This is a genomic window from Streptomyces sp. NPDC005494 (assembly GCF_042872025.1).
Classification (GTDB): Bacteria; Actinomycetota; Actinomycetes; order Streptomycetales; family Streptomycetaceae; genus Streptomyces.
Genome location: NZ_JBIAJR010000002.1, coordinates 882,270 through 906,301 on the forward strand (window position 1 = coordinate 882,270; position 24,032 = coordinate 906,301).

20 protein-coding genes and 1 pseudogene are annotated in these 24,032 nt (G+C 68.7%); 8 read left to right on the top strand and 13 right to left on the bottom strand.

The window, feature by feature from the left end:
- Nucleotides 1-75 precede the first annotated feature (75 nt).
- The 3 genes from ACFYQ6_RS09805 to ACFYQ6_RS09815 all read right to left on the bottom strand — a co-directional run bounded on the left by ACFYQ6_RS09805 (nt 76) and on the right by ACFYQ6_RS09815 (nt 3,285).
- On the bottom strand, nt 76-1,512 hold the full coding sequence (locus tag ACFYQ6_RS09805) for an MBL fold metallo-hydrolase RNA specificity domain-containing protein (protein WP_388762138.1): 1,437 nt from the start codon (nt 1,510-1,512) through the stop codon (nt 76-78).
- A 110-nt stretch (nt 1,513-1,622) separates the two neighbouring features.
- Nucleotides 1,623-2,225, bottom strand: a complete 603-nt coding sequence (locus ACFYQ6_RS09810; protein WP_361577289.1) for a universal stress protein — start codon at nt 2,223-2,225, stop codon at nt 1,623-1,625.
- Nucleotides 2,226-2,427: 202 nt separating this feature from the next.
- Complete coding sequence (locus ACFYQ6_RS09815) at nt 2,428-3,285, bottom strand: class I SAM-dependent methyltransferase (protein ID WP_388762141.1); 858 nt, start codon at nt 3,283-3,285, stop codon at nt 2,428-2,430.
- A gap of 118 nt (nt 3,286-3,403) precedes the next feature.
- Here ACFYQ6_RS09815 and ACFYQ6_RS09820 point away from each other — a divergent pair, with 118 nt between their 5' ends.
- Both ACFYQ6_RS09820 and ACFYQ6_RS09825 read left to right on the top strand, forming a co-directional pair.
- Complete coding sequence (locus tag ACFYQ6_RS09820) at nt 3,404-3,988, top strand: TetR family transcriptional regulator (RefSeq protein ID WP_388762143.1); 585 nt, start codon at nt 3,404-3,406, stop codon at nt 3,986-3,988.
- Nucleotides 3,989-4,478: 490 nt separating this feature from the next.
- Nucleotides 4,479-4,898, top strand: a complete 420-nt coding sequence (locus ACFYQ6_RS09825) for a hypothetical protein (RefSeq protein WP_388762146.1) — start codon at nt 4,479-4,481, stop codon at nt 4,896-4,898.
- A gap of 428 nt (nt 4,899-5,326) precedes the next feature.
- Here the strand turns inward: ACFYQ6_RS09825 and ACFYQ6_RS09830 are convergent, their stop codons facing one another.
- From ACFYQ6_RS09830 to ACFYQ6_RS09855, 6 genes are all read right to left on the bottom strand, one after another.
- Nucleotides 5,327-6,625 (bottom strand): amidohydrolase family protein, encoded by a 1,299-nt coding sequence (locus tag ACFYQ6_RS09830; protein WP_361577207.1) that lies wholly within the window; start codon nt 6,623-6,625, stop codon nt 5,327-5,329.
- Nucleotides 6,626-7,065: 440 nt separating this feature from the next.
- Nucleotides 7,066-7,329, bottom strand: a complete 264-nt coding sequence (locus ACFYQ6_RS09835) for a metal-sensitive transcriptional regulator (RefSeq protein ID WP_361577210.1) — start codon at nt 7,327-7,329, stop codon at nt 7,066-7,068.
- A gap of 48 nt (nt 7,330-7,377) precedes the next feature.
- A complete protein-coding gene (locus tag ACFYQ6_RS09840; RefSeq protein ID WP_388762148.1) occupies nt 7,378-8,286 on the bottom strand; it encodes a sulfite exporter TauE/SafE family protein in 909 nt (302 codons plus the stop codon).
- Nucleotides 8,283-8,867, bottom strand: a complete 585-nt coding sequence (locus tag ACFYQ6_RS09845) for a rhodanese-like domain-containing protein (protein ID WP_388762151.1) — start codon at nt 8,865-8,867, stop codon at nt 8,283-8,285. The genes ACFYQ6_RS09840 and ACFYQ6_RS09845 overlap by 4 nt, the downstream gene beginning before the upstream one ends.
- Before the next feature lie 80 nt (nt 8,868-8,947).
- A complete protein-coding gene (locus tag ACFYQ6_RS09850) occupies nt 8,948-10,342 on the bottom strand; it encodes a rhodanese-like domain-containing protein (RefSeq protein WP_388762154.1) in 1,395 nt (464 codons plus the stop codon).
- A 75-nt stretch (nt 10,343-10,417) separates the two neighbouring features.
- Nucleotides 10,418-10,741 carry a rhodanese-like domain-containing protein gene (locus ACFYQ6_RS09855; protein WP_361577222.1) on the bottom strand — a complete coding sequence of 108 codons (324 nt, stop codon included), beginning with the start codon at nt 10,739-10,741 and terminating at the stop codon, nt 10,418-10,420.
- Between the two features lie 306 nt (nt 10,742-11,047).
- Here ACFYQ6_RS09855 and ACFYQ6_RS09860 point away from each other — a divergent pair, with 306 nt between their 5' ends.
- Nucleotides 11,048-12,325, top strand: coding sequence for an MFS transporter (locus ACFYQ6_RS09860; RefSeq protein ID WP_388762157.1), 1,278 nt, complete (start codon nt 11,048-11,050; stop codon nt 12,323-12,325).
- Nucleotides 12,326-12,602: 277 nt separating this feature from the next.
- Here the strand turns inward: ACFYQ6_RS09860 and ACFYQ6_RS09865 are convergent, their stop codons facing one another.
- Nucleotides 12,603-13,898, bottom strand: coding sequence for a YncE family protein (locus ACFYQ6_RS09865; protein WP_388762160.1), 1,296 nt, complete (start codon nt 13,896-13,898; stop codon nt 12,603-12,605).
- Nucleotides 13,899-14,207: 309 nt separating this feature from the next.
- On the opposite strand from ACFYQ6_RS09865, the gene ACFYQ6_RS09870 reads away from it, so the two are divergent.
- Complete coding sequence (locus ACFYQ6_RS09870; protein WP_361577228.1) at nt 14,208-14,858, top strand: TetR/AcrR family transcriptional regulator; 651 nt, start codon at nt 14,208-14,210, stop codon at nt 14,856-14,858.
- A 1,072-nt stretch (nt 14,859-15,930) separates the two neighbouring features.
- A complete protein-coding gene (uvrA, locus tag ACFYQ6_RS09875; protein ID WP_388762163.1) occupies nt 15,931-18,402 on the top strand; it encodes an excinuclease ABC subunit UvrA in 2,472 nt (823 codons plus the stop codon).
- Between the two features lie 218 nt (nt 18,403-18,620).
- Here uvrA and ACFYQ6_RS09880 read toward each other — a convergent pair.
- Together ACFYQ6_RS09880 and ACFYQ6_RS09885 are read right to left on the bottom strand one after the other, a co-directional pair.
- Nucleotides 18,621-18,923 (bottom strand): annotated as a pseudogene (locus ACFYQ6_RS09880) (IS5/IS1182 family transposase); the annotation flags it as partial.
- Nucleotides 18,924-19,040: 117 nt separating this feature from the next.
- Nucleotides 19,041-20,000, bottom strand: a complete 960-nt coding sequence (locus ACFYQ6_RS09885; RefSeq protein WP_388762259.1) for a LysR family transcriptional regulator — start codon at nt 19,998-20,000, stop codon at nt 19,041-19,043.
- Between the two features lie 39 nt (nt 20,001-20,039).
- Here ACFYQ6_RS09885 and ACFYQ6_RS09890 point away from each other — a divergent pair, with 39 nt between their 5' ends.
- Nucleotides 20,040-20,963 carry a serine hydrolase gene (locus ACFYQ6_RS09890; protein ID WP_388762262.1) on the top strand — a complete coding sequence of 308 codons (924 nt, stop codon included), beginning with the start codon at nt 20,040-20,042 and terminating at the stop codon, nt 20,961-20,963.
- A 94-nt stretch (nt 20,964-21,057) separates the two neighbouring features.
- A complete protein-coding gene (locus ACFYQ6_RS09895; RefSeq protein ID WP_388762265.1) occupies nt 21,058-22,077 on the top strand; it encodes an MBL fold metallo-hydrolase in 1,020 nt (339 codons plus the stop codon).
- Here the strand turns inward: ACFYQ6_RS09895 and ACFYQ6_RS09900 are convergent.
- Complete coding sequence (locus ACFYQ6_RS09900; protein WP_388762166.1) at nt 22,020-22,757, bottom strand: hypothetical protein; 738 nt, start codon at nt 22,755-22,757, stop codon at nt 22,020-22,022. The two genes, ACFYQ6_RS09895 and ACFYQ6_RS09900, sit on opposite strands and share 58 nt — an antisense overlap.
- A gap of 420 nt (nt 22,758-23,177) precedes the next feature.
- Here ACFYQ6_RS09900 and ACFYQ6_RS09905 point away from each other — a divergent pair, with 420 nt between their 5' ends.
- Nucleotides 23,178-23,909 (top strand): DUF2625 domain-containing protein, encoded by a 732-nt coding sequence (locus ACFYQ6_RS09905; RefSeq protein WP_388762169.1) that lies wholly within the window; start codon nt 23,178-23,180, stop codon nt 23,907-23,909.
- Nucleotides 23,910-24,032: the final 123 nt, after the last annotated feature.

The following is a 24,032-nucleotide window of genomic DNA, read 5'->3' on the forward strand; positions in this document are numbered from 1 at the left end:
CTCTGCGGGAAACCAGCTACGGTCCGGCGGGATCGTTCCGTACGGTGAGGAAAGTGAACCGGCCATACGCTCCTGTCAGCGAATGAGAACAGCCTCACCGGACCGCGGGACAACCGCTGTCCATCCCAGCACCTTGTCGATCCGGTCGCGCAGCGTCTCGGAGGCAGTCTCCTCTCCGTGGACCAGATAGGTGGTGTGGGGCGCAGGCGCCGCCCTCAGCCAGTCGATGATCTGGTCGGCATCCGCATGCGCCGAGAAGTGCGGGACGTCAGCGACCTCGGCCCGTACGGGGACGTATTCGCCGAACATCTTCAAAGTGCGGGCTCCTTCGACGAGGTCGCGGGCACGGGTGCCGCTCGCGGCGAACCCGACCACGACGACCGTGTTGCGTGGGTCCGGTAGCAGCCGCCGCAGGTGATGCAGGACCCGTCCGCCTGTGGCCATTCCCGCAGAGGAGACGATTACGGCCGGTCCTGTGACGCTGTTGATGGCGATGGACTCCTGGACGGTCCGGGCGGCGAGAAACGGTTCAGGACTGAGGGCGGCTGAGCCTTGTGCGAGTATTTCGCCGCGCAATTCGGGCGAGTGACCGCGCACGGCCTCGCGATACACATCCAGCGCCGCCAGAGCCATCGGACTGTCCACGAAGACGGGCACCGTGGCGGGCAGGAGCCCGTCCTGACGCAACAGGCCGAGTTCGTTGAGGACCACCTCGGTGCGGTCTATGGCGAAGGCAGGAATGACGACGGTTCCGCCCCGTGCGATCGTACGGCTGATTGCCGCGGCGAACGCCGAGTGCCCAGCCCGCTGATCGTGGGTACGGTCGCCGTACGTGGACTCCATCAGCAGAATGTCCGCCCCGGTGAACGGCTCCGGCGGCAGGAGGAGGGGGTGCCCAGGACGCCCCAGATCGCCGCTCACGGCGATGGTGTGTCCATCTTCCATGGTCAGGTGCGCCCAGGCCGACCCGAGGATGTGACCACCGTGGTGAAGGGCAAGCCGAATGTCAGAGGTCACAGCGATTTCGGTGCCGGTGGGCACCGGGTCGAAGTACCGGATCGTGGTCTCGACGTCACCGAGATCGTAGAGCGGTTTCGCCGGCCGGTGTTTAGACCATCCCCGCTCGTTCGCGTGCTGGGCTGCCTCCATCTGGAGTCGCGCGCTGTCGCGCAGCACGATCTCGGCGAGGCGGGACGTGGGCGCCGTAGCCAGAATCGGCCCCCGGAACCCGTTGCGGACCAGGCGAGGCAGATAACCGCAGTGGTCGAGATGCGCATGTGTGATGACGACCGCACGAATATCGGCAGCCGCACGGCTCAGCGGTTCCCAGTTTCGTCTACGCAGATCGGCGAAGCCCTGGAACAGACCGCAATCGACGAGGATCCGGGATCGGTCGCTCTCGATCAGGAATTTGCTTCCGGTGACGGTGCGAACGCCGCCCAGGAAGGTGAGGAGAGCCGGCCTGTGAGCATGCGTGCTCCCGGAACCCGGCGGGGGAGCCGTCTCAGACATCGGACCCTCCTGGAGGCCTGCGGAGATGAGGCATGCACGCACCCTTTGTCGGCCTGGTCTCGGCGCTGCGCGCACAGAGACAACCGGACGTTCTGTGCGCCGCCCGCCACTCAGCGCATCACGACGACCGGGGACGGAGCGTGCTGCGCACAGTGCATGCTGACCGAGCCCAGCAGCGCTTCCCGGAACTCGCCCCGCCCACGGTCGCCCACGATGCGCACCTCGGCACCCGCGGCTGCGTCGATCAGCACCGCGGCCGCGTGCGCCTGCACTGCGGTTGGGCGCAAGGGGACGGGCCTACCGGGCCCAGGACCCGGAGCGTCCTCGACGACCTGGTCGAATATCTTCCGCGCACGGGACGCATACGTGCGCATCTCCTCGTCGGAAGGCGGGGTCGGGCCGTACCAGGACGCGGGCGACTCCCAGGCGAAGACGGCTTCGCCAGTGCCCCTGGCTCGCTCCGCCGCCCGCACAGCAGCCTGGGACGGTTCGGATCCGTCTACGCCGACAACTATCCGAGAGCTGGATGTTGATCCATAAATCATCAGGCACCCCTGCCGGACGGCTTCTTCGAACGAATCCACCATCCCAACGACCGCGCGTCGTCGCACCTCGGCTACCAGTGGTGTGCGCTGTGTGCACTGTGGGCGATCCGGGCGATATCTCGACAAGTGCGCGGCCCGCAGCGCTTGGTCGAGGAGGACACCGACCATCGACGTCCTCAGCCAGGTCAGCGCCACCACCAAGGCGCCGCAGTCCTTCGCCCTGACGGCGGTGGGTGATCACCTCCAGTCCTCCGTGGTCGACGCCCTCGCCCAGGGCGGCCGCCCCGCCCAGGACGAGAGCGACAAGGCGTCCCAGTCATCGCCCGCACGGTCCGCTACTGAGCGGCTGCGGACCAATCTGGGCGGGCGCTCAGCGCGGTGCGGTTCCGTCGCGTACGGCGGTGACCAGCCAGGAACTGCTCCGCAGCCACACCGCGCTGCCCGTCTCATGGCGCTGAAGGGCAGCCGTCAGCGCTTGGCGGGCTTCGTCCTGCTCGGGCGGGGTCACCTGGTCGAGCAGGTGGTGTCCTGGACCGGAGTCCAGCAGGAATGACGCAGCATCTGCCGCGTCGACGCCCCACTTCCCCGGCACCTCCACGCGACGCACGTCGACATCGGTGAACCCGCCCGCCGTGAGCAGGCCGCGGATGCGGTCGGGATCGGTGAGCGAGAACATGCCAGGACCGCCGGGCCTGCCGAAGCCGTCGAACGGCAGGATGCCCTTGAGCGAGGCCAACGCCTCGAGCCACTCGTTGGCCTCGGCCTCGGCCGCACAGACGAAGGCCAGTCGACCGCCGGGTCGTAGCGCGCGGCGGAGGTTGCTGAACGCGGCGACGGGGTCGGTGAAGAAGGTCATGCCGTAGCGGCTGAGGGCCGCATCGAACCCCTCGGCCTCCAATGGATGGACCTGGGCGTCGCCCTGGACGAAGAAGGCGTTCTCCACCCCTTCACGCAGGGCGCTCTCGCGGGCTTTTTCCAGCATCGGAGCCGACAGGTCCAGTCCGAGCGCCCGGCCGAGGCCGGCGCGGCGGGCGGCGAGGCGGGTGGTGCGTCCGGCCCCGCAGCCGATGTCCAGTACGGAGTCGGTTTCCGCGATGGCCGCGGCGTCCAGGAGTGGCTGGTTGAAGCCGTCGTTGACGGCGTCCCAGCGTTCCTGGCTGCGGGCCCACTGCGCGCCCTCGTACCCGTTCCACGCCTCTTCCTGTGCGGTGTTGACGAAGTGACCCATGGGTGAACTCCCTCCCGCCGGGGTGCGCCATGGCACGCCCCGGCCCTAGTATGGGCAAGTGCCCAAACGGTATGGGCGTTCGCCCATATGCGCAATGGGTCAAGGAGAAGGGGCTGTTGTGTCACCTCGTGGAGTGGCGATTCCGGATTTGCGCGAGCGGCTGTTCGCGGCAGCGGAACGGGTGGTGGCCCGCGACGGCGCAGCCGCCCTGACCAGCCGCGCGATCACCGCGGAGGCCGACTGCGCCAAAGGCGTCCTGCACACCCACTTCGCCGGCCTGGACGAGTTCGTCGCCGAACTGGTCCTGGACCGCTTCGCGCGCAGCGCCCGCCGGGCGGAGGCGCTGGAGGCCAAGGTGGGGCAGGCCACGGTTGCGGACAATCTCCAAGCGGTCGTCCTGGCGCTGCTGGACTCTCTGCAGCCTGCGGTGGTGGGCCTGGCGATGACCCGCCCGGCAGCCGCGCTCCACACCCGAGAGAGCTTCCAGTCCGGCGCGCCCGCCTTCGACGCGATCCAGCATGCCTTCACCGCCTACCTGCAGGCGGAGCAGCGCGGCGGCCGGCTGCCCGACGGCGTCGACGTCGCGACAATCGCGCTTGCGCTGGTCGGCACGACCCACCACCTGCTGATGACCCGCATTCCCGGACCCGGTGAGGACACGAAGGCGATCACGCAGCGGCTGCTGGCCGTACTCCTCAGCTGAACTGCCGCCGCCGCTGTAGCCCTGGAGCAGGGTTCCCGTGTCCGTGCCTTGGGCCCGCAGGCTGTTCGTAGCGGTTTTCACGGACGTGCCCGAGAGCCGGTGGCGGAAGGTGAGCCAGGTGGGCCAGAGGTCTTCGGTGCCGTTGGAGTCGTCGGAGGAGGGCAGCTTGTCGACGTTCGTGACGGTGGCGCCGAGCCAGGTGAAGTGATCGAGGGCGTTGCGGGTGGCGGTCAGGACGTCTGGCTCCAGGGGAAGGTGGCCGCCGAGGTCGCCGAGCCGGGCGATCTTCTTCACGCGCGGGCTGGCGCCGGGGTCGGTCAGGAGGGCCGGGTCCTGGGTGCTGGAGAGGGGGCGCGGCCGCTGTCGCCCGACATGGTGCGCAGCAGCAGGGCGAGGTCGAGGGCGGTGCGGGCGTCGAGCGGTCGGTCCTGTCAGATGTGGCGGTTAGCCTGCGGCAAAGCCGAGGATCGGCGACCAGGGAGGTTCTGCAGTGGGTGGCAACGAGTGGACGGCGACCGGGCCGTACCAGGAGGATCTGGCGGCGGCGTTCCGGCAGGCTCAACACCAGGAGCTGGCGAAGGACGATCACGGCTTTCCGGGGCGGGGCATCGTCGAACTGTGGGAGGACGAGAGCTGGCTGGAGTACATCCTTACCGGAGGCACCTGCACGGTGCTCGACTTCTACGCCCTGATCGACGCCGAAGCAGGTGACGAGTTCGCCATGATGCGCCCCTTGACCGAGGACGAGATCCGCAGTTGGGCTCCCGACGGCCGACCGACGCGCGACCGATGGGACGCCGCGATACGTCAACTGCTCGACCCGGTAGGTCGTGGAATCGGACGGTGCACAGTGCTGTATCGGGATGGCGAACCAGCCGAGATCGCCTACTGGGGCTGTACCGCGGACTGACGAGCTCGTGCACGGTCGGCGGTGCGACGTCGAAGGCCAGGTCGGGGTCTCGGTGCTCACATCTGCCGAGCCAGGATCCAGTCCGCGGCCTCCGGTCAGCGGTCTGCCGCTGGGACAGTAGGCCAGCGATGGCTATGACGGTGTCGTCCATGTGCTCGCGCCCGAGATGGCGTGCCAGGGCCCGCCAGCTCTTGAGGTGGGCGATGCGTGTGCGACCCGGATCTGTCCAAGCCACCTGTCGCGCCCAGTCTCAGGATCGTGTGACTGTGCGTCGGGTCCGGTCTACGGCATGGAAGAGACGCTGACGGGGCGAATCGGCACTCCGAGCGACCAGAGGTGCGCCTCGACGGTTTCCGGGGAGTTCGGGCCGAGCCCAGATCTCCGCACAAGCGTGTGCCCAGCCTTGACCGCCTTGGCCCACTGCGTCTCTACGGGACCAGGTCGGGCAGGCCCGCAGAGGCGAGAACCCCGGCCCGGTCGATGGCGATGCGTCCCTCCTTGAGCACGCCGTGTACATGGGCCGGGTCGGCGAGGGAGTCGATGTCGTTGAGGGGGTCCGTGCCGCAGACGACGAGGTCGGCGGCTTTGCCGGCGACCAGGCTGCCGGTGGTGGCCCCCACGCCGCACAGATCGGCGGCATCGGCGGTGGCTGCTCGGATGGCCTGGAGCGGAGTCATGCCGCCGATGCGGACGAGGAGCCCCAGCTCCTTGAGGTTCTGCCCGTGGGGGGCGATCAGGCCCGCGTCGGTGCCCATCGCGACACGGATTCCGGCTGCCACGGAACGGGCCACGGACTCCTGAGCCACCCGGTGCCAGTGGACGGCCTTGGCGTGTACGGACGCCGGAACTGTGGACGGGTCGGGATCGGCCATGGTCTCCAGGATGGTGGGCACGAGGAACTGGCCGCGTTCGGCCATTTCCACCCGCAGTTCGTCGGTGAGAGCGTAACCGTGCTCGATGCTGCGGACCCCGGAGTGGACGGCTGCGGCGATTCCGGCCTCCCCGATAGCGTGCACCGCGACCGGAAGGCCGCCGTAGGACTCGGCCTCCTCCACCGCCGCGCGGATCATCTCCGCACGCAGCCCCAGCCATTCCGGCTGATCGTGAGGGGAGGTGACCCCTCCGCTGGCGGCGAGCTTGACGCAGTCGGCGCCGGCGGCGACAAGCTCGCGTACGCGGGTACGGATGTCGTCGACGGAGTCCACGATGCCGGAAGGGCTGCCAGGGAAGGCGACGGCAGAGGCGAGTGCGTCGATACCGCCGAGGAGGCGGAAGTCGGCGTGTCCGGCCGTCTGGCTCAGCATGCTCACCGCGACAAGGAGCCGCGGCCCCGCGATGTGGCGTTCGGCAACCGCACGCCGGAAGCCCGCGTCGAGCCCCATGAGGTCGCGTGCCGTGGTCACCCCGTTGTGCAAGGTGACGCGGAGCCGTTCGATCACCTTCAGCGTTCGGTAGCTGACGGGTTCGCCTGCCCCTGCCAACGGGCTCTCCACGGGGCCCGGCAGGGCGAAGTGCACGTGCGCGTCGATGAATCCCGGGCAGAGGGTCCGCCCGCCGAGGTCCACACGGGTTGCGTGGCGCAGGCCGGGATCCTCGGGCGCGTCGTGGGCAGGGCCGCACCAGCGGATGAGGGCGTCTTCGATCACCAGGATCCCATCGGACACCGGCGGGGCGCCCGTGCCGTCGACGATCCGGGCGTTGTGCAGGACGACGGGTGTCAGGGGCACGGCGATCCTTCGAGTCCGGACAGCGGTGAGACGATCGTGTCATGGCGCACGGGCCGGATCAGGGAGCCGCTCGGGGTGAGAACCGGCTTCTCGGTCGGGGTGCCGGGAACGCTCCGATCTCCGCGGTGGCCGGCTGGCAGTGCCGGAACCTGCCCATCTCCTTCGGCACCTACGAGGTCTACCGGCCCCTGTGATGCCGATGAGGACTGGGGCAAGCAGGTCCATGGAGCTGATGGACCCTACGGTCACCGGCGACACCAGTGGCTACCAAGCCCGTGCCCGCTACGCCGGAGCTCTGGACGAAGGGGGTGGGGAGCTGACCGGCGCTGACCGAGGCTGCCAGGAAAGGTGGCCAGTGACCGACGCGGTCCTGTGCCGCCGCCATGGGGAACGGCTCCGTCCGGCCGGTCCGCGGTGATCCGACCGGAGGGAGCGGGGGGTCAGGCAAGGGCGAGGAAGAGTTTCTCCAGCTCGTCCTGGGTCATGGGCGGGGTATCGGATCCTTCGGTGAGGCATTGCCGCATCCCGCTGGCCACGATTTTGAATCCTGCCCGGTCCAGGGCCTTGGAGACGGCGGCGAGCTGGGTGACGACGTCCTTGCACTCGCCGCCCGACTCGACCATCGCGATCACTGCGGCCAGCTGCCCTTGAGCCCGTCGCAGACGGTTCAGGACCGGCCGTACGGACTGTTCGTCCACCTGCATGGAGATCCTCCTTCGCCCCCCAGGCCATAATACCCCATAGGGTATAAATCAGGATTGAGCCTTCACGGTGTGCCGAGTGCGCTCCTTCTCAGTGCCGGAAGGCTCCTGCGTCGGCTGCGGGCGGCGGGTCCGAGTTCGCCGAAGCAGGACGGCGACCACGGCAACCCCGAGGGCCGCCCAGGTGGCCGGGTGGCTCCACATCGCTGTGCCGAGCTGCTGGGCAAGGACGAAGACGCCCATGATGACGACGAACCAGCCGAACGCCTTGCGCAGCGCGCCCTGGGGGATGCGGCCCGCGAGTCGGCCACCGATCAGGCTGCCGGCCACCGCGGCCGCAGTCACGATCAGGGCGAGGCGCCAGTCGATCGTGACGTCGGAGAGATGGCCGGCGAGGCCGGCGAAGGACTTCATCGCGATGACCAGGAGCGAGGTGCCGACTGCGATGCTCATGGGCAGTCCGCCGAGGATGGCGAGGGCGGGGACGACGAGGAACCCGCCGCCGGAGCCGACCAGGCCCGTCACCGCGCCAACGACGAGCCCCTCGGCCGCGATGTGCTTCAGGGGCAGGTCCTTGTGCGCGGGCCGTGTCTTCTTCCGGCCGTTCCGGGGCTTGCGGAGCATCGCGAAGGCCGTGGCCAGCATCATCAGCGCGAAGGCGACGAGGAGGACGGTGCCGGGGATGTAGCCGGCGAGGCGCCCGCCTCCGTAGGCCCCGACCATGCTGAACGCGCCGAAGAGCAGGCCGGTCCGCCAGCGGACCCGGTGGGCCCGCGCGTGCGGGATCAGAGCGGCGAGGCTGGTGACACCGACCACGAACAGCGAGGTGGCGATGGCCTCCTTCGTGTCCTGTCCCGCCAGGTACACCAGGATGGGCACGGTCAGGATCGAGCCGCCGCCTCCGAGGATGCCGAGGCTGACGCCGATCAACAGTGAGGCGGCGACGACCAGGGCGGTCACGACGTGCTCCGCAGCTCCGCGATCACGGTGTTGATGTCGGGGCGCGGTCCGCGGTTGTAGGGCAGCTTGGACAGCAGGACTCCCATGGCGCAGGAGTTGCTGACGGCCGCGTAGGTCAGACCGGCGCCGATCGCGGTGCCGACCAGGTGAGCGCCGGGGACGAACACGCCGACGAGGCCGGTGGCCAGGACGATCGAGCCGGCCACGAGCCGCACTTGGCGCTCCATGTCCCAGCGCTCAGGGCCCCGGTTGACGGGCGCGTCGGCTGTCTCCCAGGCGACGATGCCGCCTTCGAGGACGCGGAGGTTGGGCAGGCCGGCCTCGGACAGGGCCTTCTCGGCCTGGGCGGCGCGGGCTCCGGAGCGGCAGACGAGCACGACGTCCTCGTCGAGGTGGGCCAGGAGCTCGGCCCGGTGCTCCCGCAGGGTGTCCAGAGGCACGTTGTAGGAACCCGGGATGTGCGCCGCGCGGAACTCACCGGGCATGCGCACGTCGAGCAGGCGCGGGGTCCGCCCTTCGAGGACGAGGCGGTGCAGCGCGGCAGGGCTGAGGGAGGAGGCTGATGCGGGCGTGGTGCTCATGAACGTTCCATTCAGATTAGATATACCCCTCGGGGTATATATGGGAGGGTGAGGGTCGGCGTTTGCCGGGCCCTCGGGGGTCAGGCGCCGGCTTCGGCCGGCCCCGTCGACAGGGCCCAGGCGGCGTAGCCGCCGAGGATGTCGGAGACGTCCTCGAAGCCGCGCGACCGCAGCAGGCTTGCCGCGATCGAGGAGCGGTGGCCGCCGGCGCAGTGCAGGACCAGGGGCCGGTCGGCGGGCAGCTCGGCCGCACGCCCGGGGAGTTCGCTGAGCGGGATGTGAAGGGCGGACTCGATGAAGCCGTTCGCTTCGCGCTCACCGCAGGTGCGAACGTCGACGACAAGGGGAGGAGCGTCACCGGCGAGGGCGGTGCGAAGGTGTGCGGCGGTCAGGCGGCTGGCGGGGGTGACTTCGCCGGCCAGTGATTCCAACGCGTCCTCGGGGTTGCGCAGGTATCCGACAGCGTGGTCGAAGCCGATCCGGGCAAGGCGGGTGACGACTTCCTCCTCCCGGTTCTGCGGCGCCATGACGACCAGTTCGTCGGCGGGAGCGAGAACGGTGCCGGCCTGTTCGGCGAACCGCCCGTCCGCGGGAACGTTCACCGCTCCGCGCAGGTGTCCGGCTGCGAACTCCTGCGGATCGCGGGCATCCACCACAATTGCTCCGGTGGCGCGCAGTGCGGTGAACTCTGCGAGCGTCAGCGGCCGGGGGGCCGTCGTCGCGTCGTACCGGGCGCGGTCCTTGCGGTTCAGCTCGGCGTCGTAGGCGAAGTATCCGGGCGCGGTGGACTGGCCGGCCGTGACGAGCTCGACGAACTCCTCACGGCCCATCGGGGCGCACGCGTAGTTGGTGGCACGCTGCTCACCGACGGTGGACTGCTTCTCGGTCGAGAGATTCTTGCCGCAGGCGGAGCCGGCGCCGTGGGCGGGGAAGACGCGTACGGCGTCGGCAAGCCCCATCAGCTTGTTCTGGACGCTGTCGTGGAGCATCGCGCCGAGTTCTTCGGCCGCGACACCGACGGAGGCGAGCAGGTCGGGGCGGCCGACATCGCCGATGAACAGGGCGTCACCGGTGAGGACGCCGTACGGGACGGTGTCGTCGGCGTGCTCGTACACGAGGACGCTGATCGACTCGGGTGTGTGCCCGGGTGTCTCCATGATCTCCAGGGTCACGTCCCCGAGGGAGATCCGTTCGCCTTCGGCCAGCAGGCGGATGGGGTACTCGGTCTCGGCGTGCCGGCCATATGCAATCCAGGCGCCGGTCTCGTCCGCCATCTCCAGGTGACCGGCGACGAAATCCGCGTGGAAGTGCGTGTTGATCACGCCGGTCACCGTCAGGCCGTGCGCGGCGGCGTCCGCCAGGTACTCGGAGACGTCCCGCCGTGGATCTACGACCACCGCCTGACCTGTCTTCTCATCGGCGATCATGTACGACGCCTGGGAGAGGCAGTCGAGGTAGTACTGGGTGAAGAACACGGCAATCCCTTCATGAGGAACCCGCACCCCGAGATGGGTGCGAGGGTGTTGTGGGCTGTCGGATGAACAGGGCGCTCAGGCTGCGCGCACGCCCGTCCCGTACGCGAGCGGACGACCGGCACGGGCCCAGCCCGCTGTACCACTCACGACCGAGACGGCATCCACGCCGAAGCCGGCGAGATGCTCGGCGGCCCAGGCGCTGCGATTGCCACTCGCGCAGATCACGTAGACCGGCCCGTCGGCGGGCAGCTCACCGAGTGCGGCGCCGAGGGTCGGCAGGGGGAGGCTGAGCGCCCCCGGCGCGTGGCCGGTCGCGTATTCGTCGAACTCGCGGACATCGATGACGAGCGCGCCATCAGCGAGCTCGGCTGCGAAGGTGTCCAGATCTACCTCACGCATCGAGGCATCCCTTCTAGATACCCCCCTGGGTATTTACCTACTCGACGGTAAGGCGACATCCGCGAGGAAGTCAAATACCCCCCTGGGTATCCTGTGTCACAGGAGGGAGATGCTGCATGGTCGTTCCGAAAATACGGGTGGGGGTATTCTGGAGTGCAGGTTTGGTCTGCCTGACAGCTCAGGAACGGCGCCGCCCCGGGCAGAAGAAGATGCCCTGCGCAGCTCTACGGCCGGTCCGCCTTGCCGAATACGGCGCCGGACGCCCGGCGCCTTCCTACCGCCTCATGACAGGAAGGGCATCCGCTCGTGAAAGCCACGCCTGCGACCGCCACGCCGATCGGCGCGTCGGGGGGCCCTGTTCGGCTCGGCCTACGGGAGAACTGGCTTCAGTTCTCGCTGCTCGTCCTCGTCAACGTCGCGGTAGGCGGTCTGGTGGGCCTGGAACGAACCACGGTGCCGCTCATCGGCACTGGCACCTTCGGCCTGACGAGTGAGCTGGCGGTCTTCTCCTTCATCATCGCCTTCGGCCTCACCAAAGCCCTCACGAACCTTGCCGCCGGAAAGCTGACCGCCCGGTTCCGGCGCAAACAGCTCCTCGTCGTCGGCTGGCTGGCCGGAATCCCCGTACCCTTCGCCCTCGCCTGGGCGCCGTCCTGGGGATGGGTCGTCGCCGCAAACGTCCTGCTCGGCCTCAACCAGGGCCTGACCTGGTCGATGACGGTCAACATGAAGATCGACCTCGTGGGGCCTTCCCGCAGGGGCCTGGCCACCGGGCTGAACGAGGCCGCGGGCTACACCGCCGTCGGCGCCACGGCCCTGCTCACCGGCTACCTCGCCACCTCCTACGGTCTCCGCCCCGTTCCGGAACTCATCGGCATCGTCTTCATCGCCGCCGGCCTCGCCCTGACCATCGCCGTACGGGACACCGCCGCGCATGCGTCTCTCGAACTCGCCCAGCACGAGCGACCCTTGCCCAACGGCGAGAACACAGGCCTCGCCGCCACGTTCGCCCGTACCACCTGGCGCAACCGCTCCCTGCGCGGCGCCAGCCAGGCCGGCCTGGTCAACAACCTCAACGACGGCCTGACCTGGGGTGTCTTCCCCTTGCTGTTCACCGACCACGGTCTCGGCCTCGCCGCCGTCGGCCTGGTCAAAGGCCTCTACCCGATCCTGTGGGGCATCGGCCAGATACCCACCGGCCACCTCGCCGACCGCATCGGGCGCAAACCTCTCATCGTCACCGGCATGCTCGTCCAAACCGTCGGCCTCGTCCTCGCCCTCACCCTGCTGGACACTCCGCTCCTGGCCGGAATCCTGTCCGCCGTAGCCCTCGGACTCGGCACTGCCATGGTCTACCCCACCCTCATCGCCTCCGTCTCCGACCATGCCCACCCCGCCTGGCGCGCCAACGCCCTGGGCACTTACCGCTTCTGGCGGGACATCGGCTACGCGGCAGGAGCCCTCCTCGCCGGAGTGCTGGCCGACGCCTTCGGCCTGAACGCAACCGTCATCGCAGCCGCCGTCCTCACCGCCGGCTCAGGGCTCCTCGCCGCCCACTGGATCACCGACACCATGAGACATTGACGCCTTCCAAGCGAGGCTCGCCGGCGAAAGGGGCTGATGGCTCGCGAGCGCACAGGAGAGGGCATCTGGTCCATGTGCGAGGGCTGACGCGGCCGCCCCCACGGACACCCGTGATGGCTGCCCCCGCTCCGATCGGCTCTTGCCGCCGCCTGAATCCTCTTCCTGAACCGGCGGGGTTTGGGGCCTCCTGGCGGAGGCCCCAAACCCGTCGTGCCGTTGGTAGCAGTGGGTGGGCGGGGCGGTCCTGCGCGCCCAACGCCCGGAAGGCGGAGGCGGGTCAGCCGGTGGGGCCGGCCCAGCCCGTGGGGAGGTGAGCGATGCGGACCCGCTGCGGGTGGTCGCCGACGGGCACGGACGTGATCTTCTGGCCGGTGGCGAAGCTGATGGCGGTGACCTGGTCAGCTCCACTCTCGGAGATGACGCAGGCCTTGCCGTCGCCGCTGACGGTGGCCCAGTAGGGCTTGGTGGCAGGGACCAGCGGGCTTTCCTGGAGGGTGGCGCGGTCGACGACGGTGGCGTAGTCGTCCATGGTTCCGGCGATGCACAGCTTGGTGCCGGCCGGGTTCATGGACATGCCGTGGTGGCGGGAGTCGTTGACGAAGGTGCCTCGGTCGTCACTGGTGCCGGGGTTCTTCGGCAAGGTCTTCATCCGGGTGATCTTGTCGGTGGCGACGTCGTACTCGAAGAAGCCGTTGAAGAAGGAGACCTGGAAGTACATCGTGGACTCGTCGGGCGTGAACGCGACCGGGCGGATCGAGTCGGAGTAGTCCTTGCCGCCCGGGAAGGCGTTCAGGCGTTCCCGCATGTCGATGGTCCTGATCACCTTGAGGGTCTGGGCGTCCGCGACGGTGATCTTGCGGTCCCCCTTGAGGAAGTCCTGCCAGGGAGCGTCGAAGTCGTTGTTCACCTCGCCGATCGACATGTTCCAGATCTTGCCGTCACGGGTGAAGACGTTCTCGTGGGGCTTGTCGCCGGTGGCGAACGAGCCGACCTGAGCGCCCGTGCGTATGTCCAGGACGTGCACGGTGTTGCCGGTTGAGGCCGACACCGCGACCCGGGTCCCGTCGGGGGAGACGGCCATGTGGTCGGACCGGTAGCCCGCGACGCGGAAGCGCCACTTGAGCTGTCCCGTGGCGGTGTCGATGGAGGCCACGTCGCCGAAACTGGGCCGCGACACCACGATCGCCGAGCCGTCCGGGGTGGTGTACATGTCGTCGACGAACTGGTCGTGGCCCTCGCCGGCGCTCTCCCGGATACCGAGGAAGAAGATGAGGCGGATGGGGTCGGTGTAGATCTCCCGCAACCGCTCGTTCTTGTCGGGGATCAGGTTGATGCGGCCGACCTTGGCAAAGTCGCCCGTGGACTTGATGACGTCGGCGGTGCCCTCCCAGTTGTTGCCGACCAGCATCACCTCCTGGAGGGCAGGTGCGGCGTGGGCGGTGCTCGCGGGCACGAGGGCGCCGGCGGCCATGAGGGCCGCTGCGGCTGTGCTCCACAGCCGCCGGCGCCGGGTAGGGCTCGGCACGGCGTGCCGCCGAGAGCTGAGCAGGTCGGGGGACGGTGCAGCGTGCATGTTTCGCTCCTCCGGAGGAAGGGAGTGAGGTGCCTGAACGGGCAGGAAACTGGAGCGCTGTGCGAGAGGGCCGCCCGCCCGCGGTGAGGCGTGCGACGCGTCCGAGCGGGGCGACCGGGATGGTCCCCACCTGTGTCTGGCGGCAGAAGGCACGATGCAGGGCGCTCTCGCCTTGTGGGCGTTCCGCGCACTCCCAACTCTGAACACCGCCTCATTCAAATTTGGGTTACCGGATGGTAGGGAGGGGTGAAGAGGCGACGCAAGGCCTGTGCGGGACAATTGCGCGTACGAGCAGGCGGGAGGGGTGCAGTGGCGGGACGGATCACCCCGGCCGAGGGCCGGTACGCAGGCAGGGACGCGGCCGACCGGCGAGCAGAGCGGCGCGAGCGCTTCCGCGAAGCGGGCCTCAACCTCTTCGGTGCCGGCCCGGGATACCGGGCAACCAGACTCGGGGACCTGTGCAAGGCGGCCGGACTGTCGACCCGCCAGTTCTACGAGGAGTACCGCACACTCGAAGACCTGCTGTCCGACCTCCACCTGCACGTCAACGAGGTCGCCCAGAAGGCGGTCATCGACATGCTGCCCGACGTTGCACACCTACCGCTGCCACAGCGGATCGCCGCGACCACTCACGCCTACGTCAACGGCGCCGCCGACGACATGCGCCATGCCCGCATCGCCTACGTGGAGGTCGTCGGCGTCAGCCCCCGCATCAACCATCAGCGCCTGCAACGCCGCGCCGTCTGGATCGAGTTGCTGAACAAGATCGCCGACGATGCCGCCGAGCGAGGCGAGATACCGTCAGGCGACTACCGCATCACCGCCGCGGCTCTCATCGGGGCGGTGAACGGCCTGATGCACGACTGGGTCGTCGGCTGGGTCAGCGCCACTCGGGAAGAGGTCGCCGACGAACTCCTGCAGATCATGCTCGGCAGATACTCACTCATAGCCGAAGCATGAGCTGCATCCATACGGCTCACGCGCTCGATGGTCTCCGGCTCCGGGTGCGAGAAGGCGGTGGGGCGGGCGTGTGACATACCGCGGCCCGGAACGCACCCGGAGACCGTCTCCTGACCGACGCGGTGTGGGCCGAGGTCGCAGCCGTCAGGGTGCACGCCGCGGGCATCGCCGAACACATGACGAGCACGCCTACCGCTGGACCGCGGTCCGCCACGCGCCCGACCGCATCCATATCGTGGCGACGCTCGCTCGCCCGCGCGGGCGGACGCCAGCCGAGCATCCGCGGCGACATCCTCGCGATGCGTACCACGGCCCGCGCCTTCGGGGCCTGCCGGCACACCTGACACCGATGTCTGCTTGAGAGCGCATCGCGCGCCGGTTCCAGACCATCGGCGAGCTCGGGAAAGCCGACCGCCGCGGTATGACGAAGACGGCCCGCGAGGTCCTGCAGTACACGGCCCGCACCGCCGCCGCGCTCGCCGACAGTCACACCGATTTCCTCGACCGCTGCCGCGACACGGGCCTGTGCGTACGGTGACGACGCGACGAGGCGGGCATCTGCTCGGTCGCGCTTTCCGGCGACCGCGCCGACCCGGGTACTCGCCTCGTCTTGTTGACCGGCAGCAAGCTGGCCTACGACCTACCGCGTCACCGCGGCGGCAGCCGTGTTCGAGCAGGCCGCCCGCGCCCCCAGCGCCCGCACTCTCGAAGGCCGGGCCCGCGCCGGCTGTAGAGCATCCGCCCGCGCCCTGCAACAAGCCCTCTGCGCTGCACGCGCCGGGGGAGGGGCCCCAGTGGTCCTGCAGCTGCTCCTCGCGCTCGTCGAAGGCGTCGAGGCGTCCCGCCGCCGGCACTGGGTGACGAAACACCGCGCACAAGCACACGCGGCCGCCGACGCTGCCGGGCTGCTGCGCGAGGCGGCCACCGCCGCCATACTCACCGGGCTCTGCACACCGACCAGGACTGGAGTACCAGGCAACGGTACGTGCAGATCAACAATCGGACGCCTGTGCGAACGAGGCCCGGTGACGGCGCTCGTCGCGCGGTTACCGGCGCAATCAGGTACTCAGGAATGGTGAACAAAGACGCGACCGACCTCTTTGTGCATGTCCGGGGTGCCAGTGAGAACAACCTGCGGAACATCGACGTCGACGTCCCGCGGGACGCGACGGTCGCCTTCACCGGCGTCTCCGGCTCCGGTAAATCCTCGCTAGCGTTCGGCACGCTCTACGCCGAGGCGCAGCGGCGATACTTCGAGTCCGTAGCACCGTACGCGCGAAGGCTGTTGCAACAGGTCGGTGCGCCGCACGTGCAGGAGATAGCCGGACTGCCGCCGGCCGTGGCTCTGCAGCAGCGACGAGGTTCGCCCAGTTCGCGCTCGACGGTCGGCACCATCACCACGCTGTCCAATCTGCTGCGCATGCTGTACTCCCGGGCCGGCACCTATCCGCCCGGGGCCGCACGGCTGGAAGCCGAGTCGTTCTCACCCAACACCGCGGCCGGCGCCTGCCCGGAGTGCCACGGACTGGGAGTCGTGCACGATGTCGCCGAAGACCTGCTCGTCCCGGACCCGTCTCTGAGCATCCGCGAAGGGGCGATCGCCGCCTGGCCGGGTGCCTGGCAGGGCGCCAACCTGCGCAGCGTCGTGAACGGCCTGGGGATCGACATCGACCGACCGTGGCGCAGGCTCAGGAAGAAGGACCGGGACTGGCTGCTGTACACGGACGAGCAGCCCTCCGTGTACATCGAGCCGGAGGAGGACCGCGTCGACTACGGCTACCACGGCAAGTTCTGGAGCGCCCGCAAGCACGTCATGCACGTCCTTGCCGACTCCAAGAGCGAGAAGATGCGCGAACGGGCGCTCCGGTTCGTCAGGAGTGTGCCCTGCCCGGAGTGTCACGGCAGCGGTTTGCGGCCCGAGGCGCTCGCCGTGACCTTCGCCGGACGTTCCATCGCCGAGATCAACGCGATGCCGCTCACCGAGGTCGCGGCGCTGCTGCGGCCCGTCGCGGGGCGGTCCGAGGCCGGCGCCACCACCTCGACGGCCCGGTCCGGGGAGACGACCGAGGTCGCGGTCCGGATCTGCGGCGATCTGGCCGCGCGGGTCGACGTACTGCTCGACCTGGGCCTCGGATATCTCAGCCTCGGGCGCCGCTCGACGACCCTGTCGCCCGGCGAGGCGCAGCGCCTGCGGATCGCCACGCAGCTGCGCTCGGGGCTGTTCGGCGTCGTCTACGTCCTCGACGAACCCTCCGCGGGCCTGCACCCGGCTGACGCGGAACCGCTGCTGGACGTGCTGGACCGGCTCAAGGCGGCGGGCAACTCGCTGTTCGTCGTGGAGCACGACATGGACGTCGTGCGGCGGGCTGACTGGGTGGTCGACATCGGCCCCGGTGCGGGTGAGGGCGGCGGGCGCGTGCTGTACAGCGGTCCGGTCGCCGGTCTGGAGCGGGTGGGAAAGTCGGCGACGAGTCAGTACCTGTTCGGGCGCGCCGAGCCGCTCGAACACCGGCCGCGCACGCCGCACGGCTGGCTGCACCTGAGCGGCGTCTCCCGCCACAATCTGCAGGACGTGTCCGTCGACGTACCGCTCTGCGTGCTGACGGCGGTGACGGGCGTGTCCGGTTCCGGAAAGTCGACGCTGGTGACGCAGGTTCTCGCGGAGGTCGTCCGCGGCCACCTCGGACTCGCACCCGAGGAGCCCGACGAGGCACAGTTGCAGGTCGACGTCCAGGACGCGTCCGGCGTGGAGTCGTTCGACCGGCTGGTCCGGGTCGACCAACGGCCCATCGGCCGAACTCCCCGGTCCAACCTGGCCACGTACACGGGGATGTTCGACGCGGTGCGCAAGCTGTACGCGGCGACGGACGAGGCCAGGGCGCGCGGCTACTCGGCCGGGCGGTTCTCCTTCAACGTGCCTGAAGGACGGTGCGAGACCTGCCAGGGCGAAGGATTCGTCGCGGTGGAACTGCTGTTCCTGCCTGGTACCTACGCGCCGTGCCCGGCCTGCCAGGGCGCCCGGTACAACGCCGAAACGCTGGAAGTCACCTACCGTGGCAAGAACATCGCGCAAGTGCTGGCGTTGTCCGTCGACGCCGCTGCCCAGTTCCTGTCCGCAGTCCCGGCCGCCTCCCGCAGTCTGGAGACGTTGCGCGAGGTGGGACTGGGGTACCTGCGGCTGGGGCAGCCCGCGACGGAGCTCAGCGGTGGTGAGGCGCAGCGCATCAAACTGGCCACCGAACTGCAGCGAGCCCGCCGCGGCCACGCGCTCTACCTGCTCGACGAGCCGACGGCGGGGCTGCACCCCTCGGACATCGCGCTGCTGCTGCGACAACTGCACCGGCTCGTCGACGCGGGCAACACGGTCGTCCTCGTCGAGCATGACCTGGACACGATCGTCACCGCCGACTGGGTCATCGACCTCGGGCCGGGCGGTGGCGACGCGGGCGGGCGGGTGGTCGCGGCGGGCCCGCCGGCCAAGGTAGCGAGGGCCCGCCGCAGCGCCACCGCGCCCTATCTCGCGGCCCGGCTCGCGGACTCCTGACGACGGCGCGAGCGGGCTGAGCACCGGTCAGCCGAGTCGGGATCCCGTCCGGGCCCACCACAAACTCCTTGTAGAACATCTACTTGAGATATTCGGTGGTCCAACTCCCTCGACAGCTAGCGGGCTGCAGGTGCAGCCGAACAGACGGTTCGCCCGACAGCGAGGAGGGACGTATGGCTACAAGGTCGTTTTCGCCCGTTGTTCCATCCCGAGATAGGTTGCGCTGTGGCTTTCTTCGGGTCGCGCCGTGAAATGGGGTTCCCGTCGGTAAGGCGGCGGTCCATCAGGTTGGTCATGGCGAAATGGATCACGGCTTCGGAGCGGGTGGGCAGGGTTTCGTGGTCGCGGGCCAGGCGCCGGTGGAGCATCAGCCATCCGCGGGTCCGCTCGACAGCCCAACGTTTCGGGATCGGGGTGAAACCCCTGGTCCCGGGCTTGCGGGCGGTGACCTCCGTGCCGATGCCGAGGGTCGCGGCGTGTTCGACGAGGTGCTGGCGGTACCCGCCGTCGACCCACACCTCGCCCTCCAGGTGGGCGCGGGCTCCGTCCTCACCATCCCGTTCGCCCGACGGGACCCGGCCCGGCCGATAGCGCCACCGGCCGGGCCGGCGCAGCCAACGGCCGATGGCGCAGCGGCCTCAGCTCCGCTCGTCGTAGACCACCGACCACGGGCGCGGCGGCCCGGCCGAGGGGCGTGGGCTGTTGTCGCGGCGCAAGGCCACTGTGCGGTCGCGAGCGAGCACGCGGGCCGCGAGCTCCGCGAAGTGAGGCGCGGCTGGATGGGAGGGGCGTCCGGAAGGCCAGACTCCGGCAGTTCGCTGGGTGAGAGGGCGATCAGCCAGAGGTCGCCAGGCCACCCGGGGCTCCTTGCGGGCGATCGGCCCTTGGTCAAAGGCGATGCCGCGGCCCGAGTGGACGAGGGCCAGCAGGAATTCGGGATGGGAGGCGTGCCGGACGCGGCTAGGCGCGAAGCCCTCGGCGCGACAGGTGTCCAGGATGCAGTCGTACCACCCGGGGGCTTGGGCCCGAGGAAAGAGCACCAGCTCGTGGCCGGAGAGTTCGGCGAGCGCGACCTCAGGTACTCGGGCCAGCGGGGAAGTGCGGGGCAGGACGACGCCCAGATCCGCGACGACCTCGGTCCCCAGATGGAGTTCGGTGGCATCCACGGGCTGGTGGACGAGGCCTACGTCGAGCCCGCCGGAGGCGAGTAACCGCAGCTGTTCTCCGGTGGTGAGCTCCTGGAGATCGACGGAGAGGCCAGGGGAATGCTCCGCGCAGGCTGAGAGCAGAGTCGATAGCATGGCGACCGTGGTGTCAGGCGGCACGCCTGCGCGCAGGGTGCCATCGCCGACGCGGCGAGCCAGAGTCCGTAACCGCTCTTCGCGAGTCAGCAGTTCACGAGCTTCGTCCAGTAGAACGATGCCTGCGGCGGTCAGTTGGACCTGCCGGTGCGATCGGTCGAACAGGTCGACTCCGAGGTCCTTCTCGAGCCTGCGTACCGCCTGGCTGAGGGGCGGCTGAGCCATGCCAAGCTGCTCGGCAGCCCGACTGAAGTGCAGCTCGTCGGCGACGGTGACGAAGATGCGCAGGTGGCGCAGAAGATCCACAGCAAGGAACCTTACGTGAGGGGCGTATCGATGGTCGAGGAGCGGATCGGCGAGATCTTTGCGAAGGCCGGGGCCGACGGGCTGCTGCACGCAGTTCCCGTCGGAACGGCGTCGGTTGCCGGGGCGGCCTCGGGGATGGAACCCGGTGGTGGGGAGATCGCCATTGGCGCTGATGAGCCCGTGGTGATTGCCTCGGTCTTCAAGATATTGCTGGTGCTGGAGTTCGCGCGCCAGGCGGCCGCCGACCAGCTCGACCCCCGCGAGCGAGTGCGGGTGACGGGAGCCGACAGACTCGGTGGCTGGGGCACTGCAGGCTGTGCGGATGACGTCGAGATCTCGCTGCGGGATCTGGCCTTCTTCGCATTGACGTTGAGCGACAACTCGGCGGCGGATCTCTTACTGGCGCGGATCGGTCTGGACACGGTACGCCTCCTGGCCCGGGAGCTCGGGCTGGACAGGACGCGGATCGTGGGCGGCCCTCGTGATGTTCTGGAGTCGATGTTCGCCGAGGTCAATGCACGCGACGAGGCGGAGTTCGCCCTCCGCTACACCGAGCTGCGGGAAGATTGCAAGAGACGGCTCAGTGCACTGGACCCGCTGCGGACCAATGCCAGCACTCCCCGTGAGATCACGCGGCTTTTGCGCCTGGTCTGGCGTGACGAGGCCGGCCCCCCGGCGGCCTGTTCCCAGGTGCGCGAGCTGATGGCCCGCCAGATTTTCCGCCACCGTTTGGTTTCGGGGTTTCCCGAGGAGGCAACGGTCGCGGCGAAGACCGGAACCTTGCCCGGACTGCATATGGAGGCGGGGGTGATCGGGTATCCCGACGGCGGCCTCTACGCGGTTTCCGTCTTCGCCCGCTCCTGGGATCTCACCGCATCGCGCACGGAAGTGGACGCGGCGATCGGTGCCACAGCACGAACCGCCGTTGATTTTCTTCGCAGTGAGGGCCTCTGACGTGCGCTCATATGCATCTGCATATGAGCGTTCCCAGTTTTGATCTTGGACAGAGTTGGACGCAGCCTGATCTCCTGACGCCATGAGCAACGAGATGGAAGCACAGCACCCGAAACGGCCCGTACGGCTGCTCGGCCGGCGGTCAATATTGCGCGGCGCCGCCCTCGGCGCAGCCACAGGACTGGTTACCTCCACGACCACCACCCCAGGTGCGGCCGCCAACGGCACCTCGTCGGCAGGATCGGCGTCCTTCCGCTGGCTGGGTACCTCCGGTTGGCGTATCGATATCGACGGACGGACAATCCTCTTCGACCCGTACATCACCCGTTTCAAGACCGGTCTATTCTGTGGCGAATTCAAATCCGGCACGAAACTGAAGTCCGATCCCGAACTGATAAAGGATCACATAGACCATCCTGAGGTCGTCCTGGTCAGCCACTCGCACTGGGACCACATCTCCGATGTACCCTACATTGCCAAGAGTACTGGGGCGCGGATCATCGGCACGGAGACCACGTTTCATCTGCTCGTCGCTTTCGGTGTCGACCCCGGACAGATCTCGGTCGTGAAGGGCGGCGAGATCCTGGATTTCGCAGGAATCACCATCGAGGTCGTGTCGAGCCGGCACAGCCGCAACGAGAAGTACTCCTACTTCGCGCCTGGCACGCTGCACGCGCCCCCCGCAGCGCCTCCGGAGACGATCTCGGACTTGCCGGAGGGCGACACACTTGCCTTCCAGGTCACCGCCGGGAGCGCCGGTCCCTCAGTATTCCTGATGGGCGCCAGCGACTTCTCCGAGCGAGCTCTGGAGGGGCTGCGTCCCGATCTCGCGATGATTGCGGTGCCTGCCACGACCGCCACGTTCCGCTATGCGCCCCGCCTGCTGCGGGCATTGGGCGAGCCCGGCGTCGTGGTGCCCGTTCACTGGGACAATTTCGAGAAGCCGCTCAGCGAGCCACCGCGGCACGACCCGGCCATGGACCTGGACGACTTCGTCGCTCAAGTTCATCAGGCGTCTCCGACGAGCCGAGTCGTCGTCCCGGACTACCGTACGACCTACGGCTCGGACATGCGCAGTACCGCACCGACGGCAGCACGAACCCATACTCCGTGATGGGTGTCTGGTAAGCCGCCTTGCTCGCAAGCGCGCCGATCCGGGACGCGTAGGGCCTTGCGGTTGGGTTCGGCCGTGGTGGCGAGAGCGTAGGAGGCGTCGACGCGTGTGGTGACGTCGGAGTCGTCGAGGAGAGGCAGGAGCATGGTGATCGCGGTTCGGGCGGCAGCCACCGACCAGCCCGCCGGGTACCCGGCCACCTCCGCTCCGTAGTCGTCATAGTCGTCGAGGACGCGGTGTTGAGGGCCGGAGCGGTGGAGGGAAAGTTCGTCGCGGGAGGCGATACCGAAATGACGGGCGCGGGTCGGGGCGGCGAGACCTCTGAGGGCTTCGGCTCGGTGCGGGCTGTGGGGGTCGGTGGCGATCCGGATCAGGAAGGGGACGGCGAGGGCTGCGGAGGCCCGGCTGTCGTTGGCACACATGCCGATCAGCACACCCATCGTGAAACGCGCGGACCCGTCGCCGGCGCGCAGCAGGCGAACCGCATCCCGGGCCTTCTCCCCGTGCGGAAAGTTCTCCCAGGGAACGTCGTCGAGGATGACTCCGCCGATCTTCTCGGGCCGAATGGCCGCCACCACAGCCCGGATGTCGAACGGACCCTCTACGAACGAGGCCAGATCCGCCCCGTCCACCAGAGCCCGGCACATCGCGAACTTCGGATCGGTTCTCAAGTCGCCCATACCACACCACCCACACCGTCGAATTCCTTGAGGTTCGATCATGAGCGGGCCGTACGTGGCGAAGCCACCTCTGCAGTCAGAGATCTCGCCGAAGCAGGATGTGGATGTTCCAGAATTTCCTGTCGATGGCGTGAGCCGCTTCGACGATCTGCCAATCCGCGATCAGGGCTACGCCGCAGGCGCTTCGTTCCGGGGCTTCCAATTCACACCTCCCGGCGCGCCAGCTGCTGAAGCGCCCCAGAAGTGGCGCCGGCCAAGGCGATCAGACGGCCGGAGGACTTACGTAACACCTCACACATGCGTCTGCTTGACGACTGTGAGTTCAGTCGATTCGCTGCCTGGCTTGTCGCCCCGGGCCTGCGGGGGAGTGTGGTCCAGCCCACACGGTGAGCTGATACCGGAGGGTGCGATCATCGTCGGATGCGAGGCATCGATGAGCTGGTCAGGGTGGACGATCCGGCGTGGCCGGAGCTGCAGGAGGTTCTCGGGGCGAGTTCCGTGCCGGTTCAAGTGCTGCCCGGGGACATCAACGAGGGCCGCCGATGCCTACTGCAGATGCAGGTCACCGGGCGATCGGTGCTCGGTGCACTGTTGTTGCATACCGGTGGACTCCTTGTGGACAACGGGTGGCTGCGAGTGTTCGGTGGGGGTTGGGGTTCGGTCGCGGATGGGCGGCTCCTGAGTTTGGCGCAGGTCAACCGCTTCCCCATGGCCTTCGATCCTGGCTGGCAGCCCGCGACAGGTCTTGTCGTCGGCCACGACATTGTCGGAGGGGTCTTCGCGTTGAACGGTGGCGATCCCGCGGCCGCGGGCCGCCCTGGAGTACCCGGCCAGATGACGTATTTCGCTCCCGACACTCTGGAGTGGGAAGCGATGGAGATGGGCCACTCCGGGTGGGTCTCCTGGCTGCTCTCGGGCAGGCTGGAGGCGTTCTACGACGGAATGCGCTGGCCCGGCTGGCGGGAGGAGGCCGCGGCCCTGGCTGTCGGGCAGGGTCTTTCCGTGTATCCGTTCCTGTGGTCGAAGGAAGCTCACGCCGATCTCGCGGGCACGAGCCGGCGGCCTGTGCCGATGCGTGAGGTCCTGGGAGTCGCAGCGGACTTCGCCCGGCAGATGGGGCCGTCCGATCCTGGTTTCCTGGGCGATGTGTGACTGGCTTCGCAGTCGGTCCTCGTGTGCCAGCGAGGTCCGGAGCCGGAGGGAGGGCCGAGGTTCAACGGACACGATGGGCTGGGAACAGCCTACGGCTTGACGGTCAACTGCATGGGGTGTCTT

Bases quoted from the DNA above. Each gene is read 5' to 3' on its own strand.
- ACFYQ6_RS09805 (WP_388762138.1), bottom strand. From the start codon at position 1,512: ATGTCTGAGACGGCTCCCCCGCCGGGTTCCGGGAGCACGCATGCTCAC.
- ACFYQ6_RS09810 (WP_361577289.1), bottom strand. From the start codon at position 2,225: ATGGTCGGTGTCCTCCTCGACCAAGCGCTGCGGGCCGCGCACTTGTCG.
- ACFYQ6_RS09815 (WP_388762141.1), bottom strand. From the start codon at position 3,285: ATGGGTCACTTCGTCAACACCGCACAGGAAGAGGCGTGGAACGGGTAC.
- ACFYQ6_RS09835 (WP_361577210.1), bottom strand. From the start codon at position 7,329: ATGCAGGTGGACGAACAGTCCGTACGGCCGGTCCTGAACCGTCTGCGA.
- ACFYQ6_RS09845 (WP_388762151.1), bottom strand. From the start codon at position 8,867: ATGAGCACCACGCCCGCATCAGCCTCCTCCCTCAGCCCTGCCGCGCTG.
- ACFYQ6_RS09855 (WP_361577222.1), bottom strand. From the start codon at position 10,741: ATGCGTGAGGTAGATCTGGACACCTTCGCAGCCGAGCTCGCTGATGGC.
- ACFYQ6_RS09865 (WP_388762160.1), bottom strand. From the start codon at position 13,898: ATGCACGCTGCACCGTCCCCCGACCTGCTCAGCTCTCGGCGGCACGCC.
- uvrA (WP_388762163.1), top strand. From the start codon at position 15,931: ATGGTGAACAAAGACGCGACCGACCTCTTTGTGCATGTCCGGGGTGCC.
- ACFYQ6_RS09890 (WP_388762262.1), top strand. From the start codon at position 20,040: ATGGTCGAGGAGCGGATCGGCGAGATCTTTGCGAAGGCCGGGGCCGAC.
- ACFYQ6_RS09895 (WP_388762265.1), top strand. From the start codon at position 21,058: ATGGAAGCACAGCACCCGAAACGGCCCGTACGGCTGCTCGGCCGGCGG.
- ACFYQ6_RS09900 (WP_388762166.1), bottom strand. From the start codon at position 22,757: ATGGGCGACTTGAGAACCGATCCGAAGTTCGCGATGTGCCGGGCTCTG.
- ACFYQ6_RS09905 (WP_388762169.1), top strand. From the start codon at position 23,178: ATGCGAGGCATCGATGAGCTGGTCAGGGTGGACGATCCGGCGTGGCCG.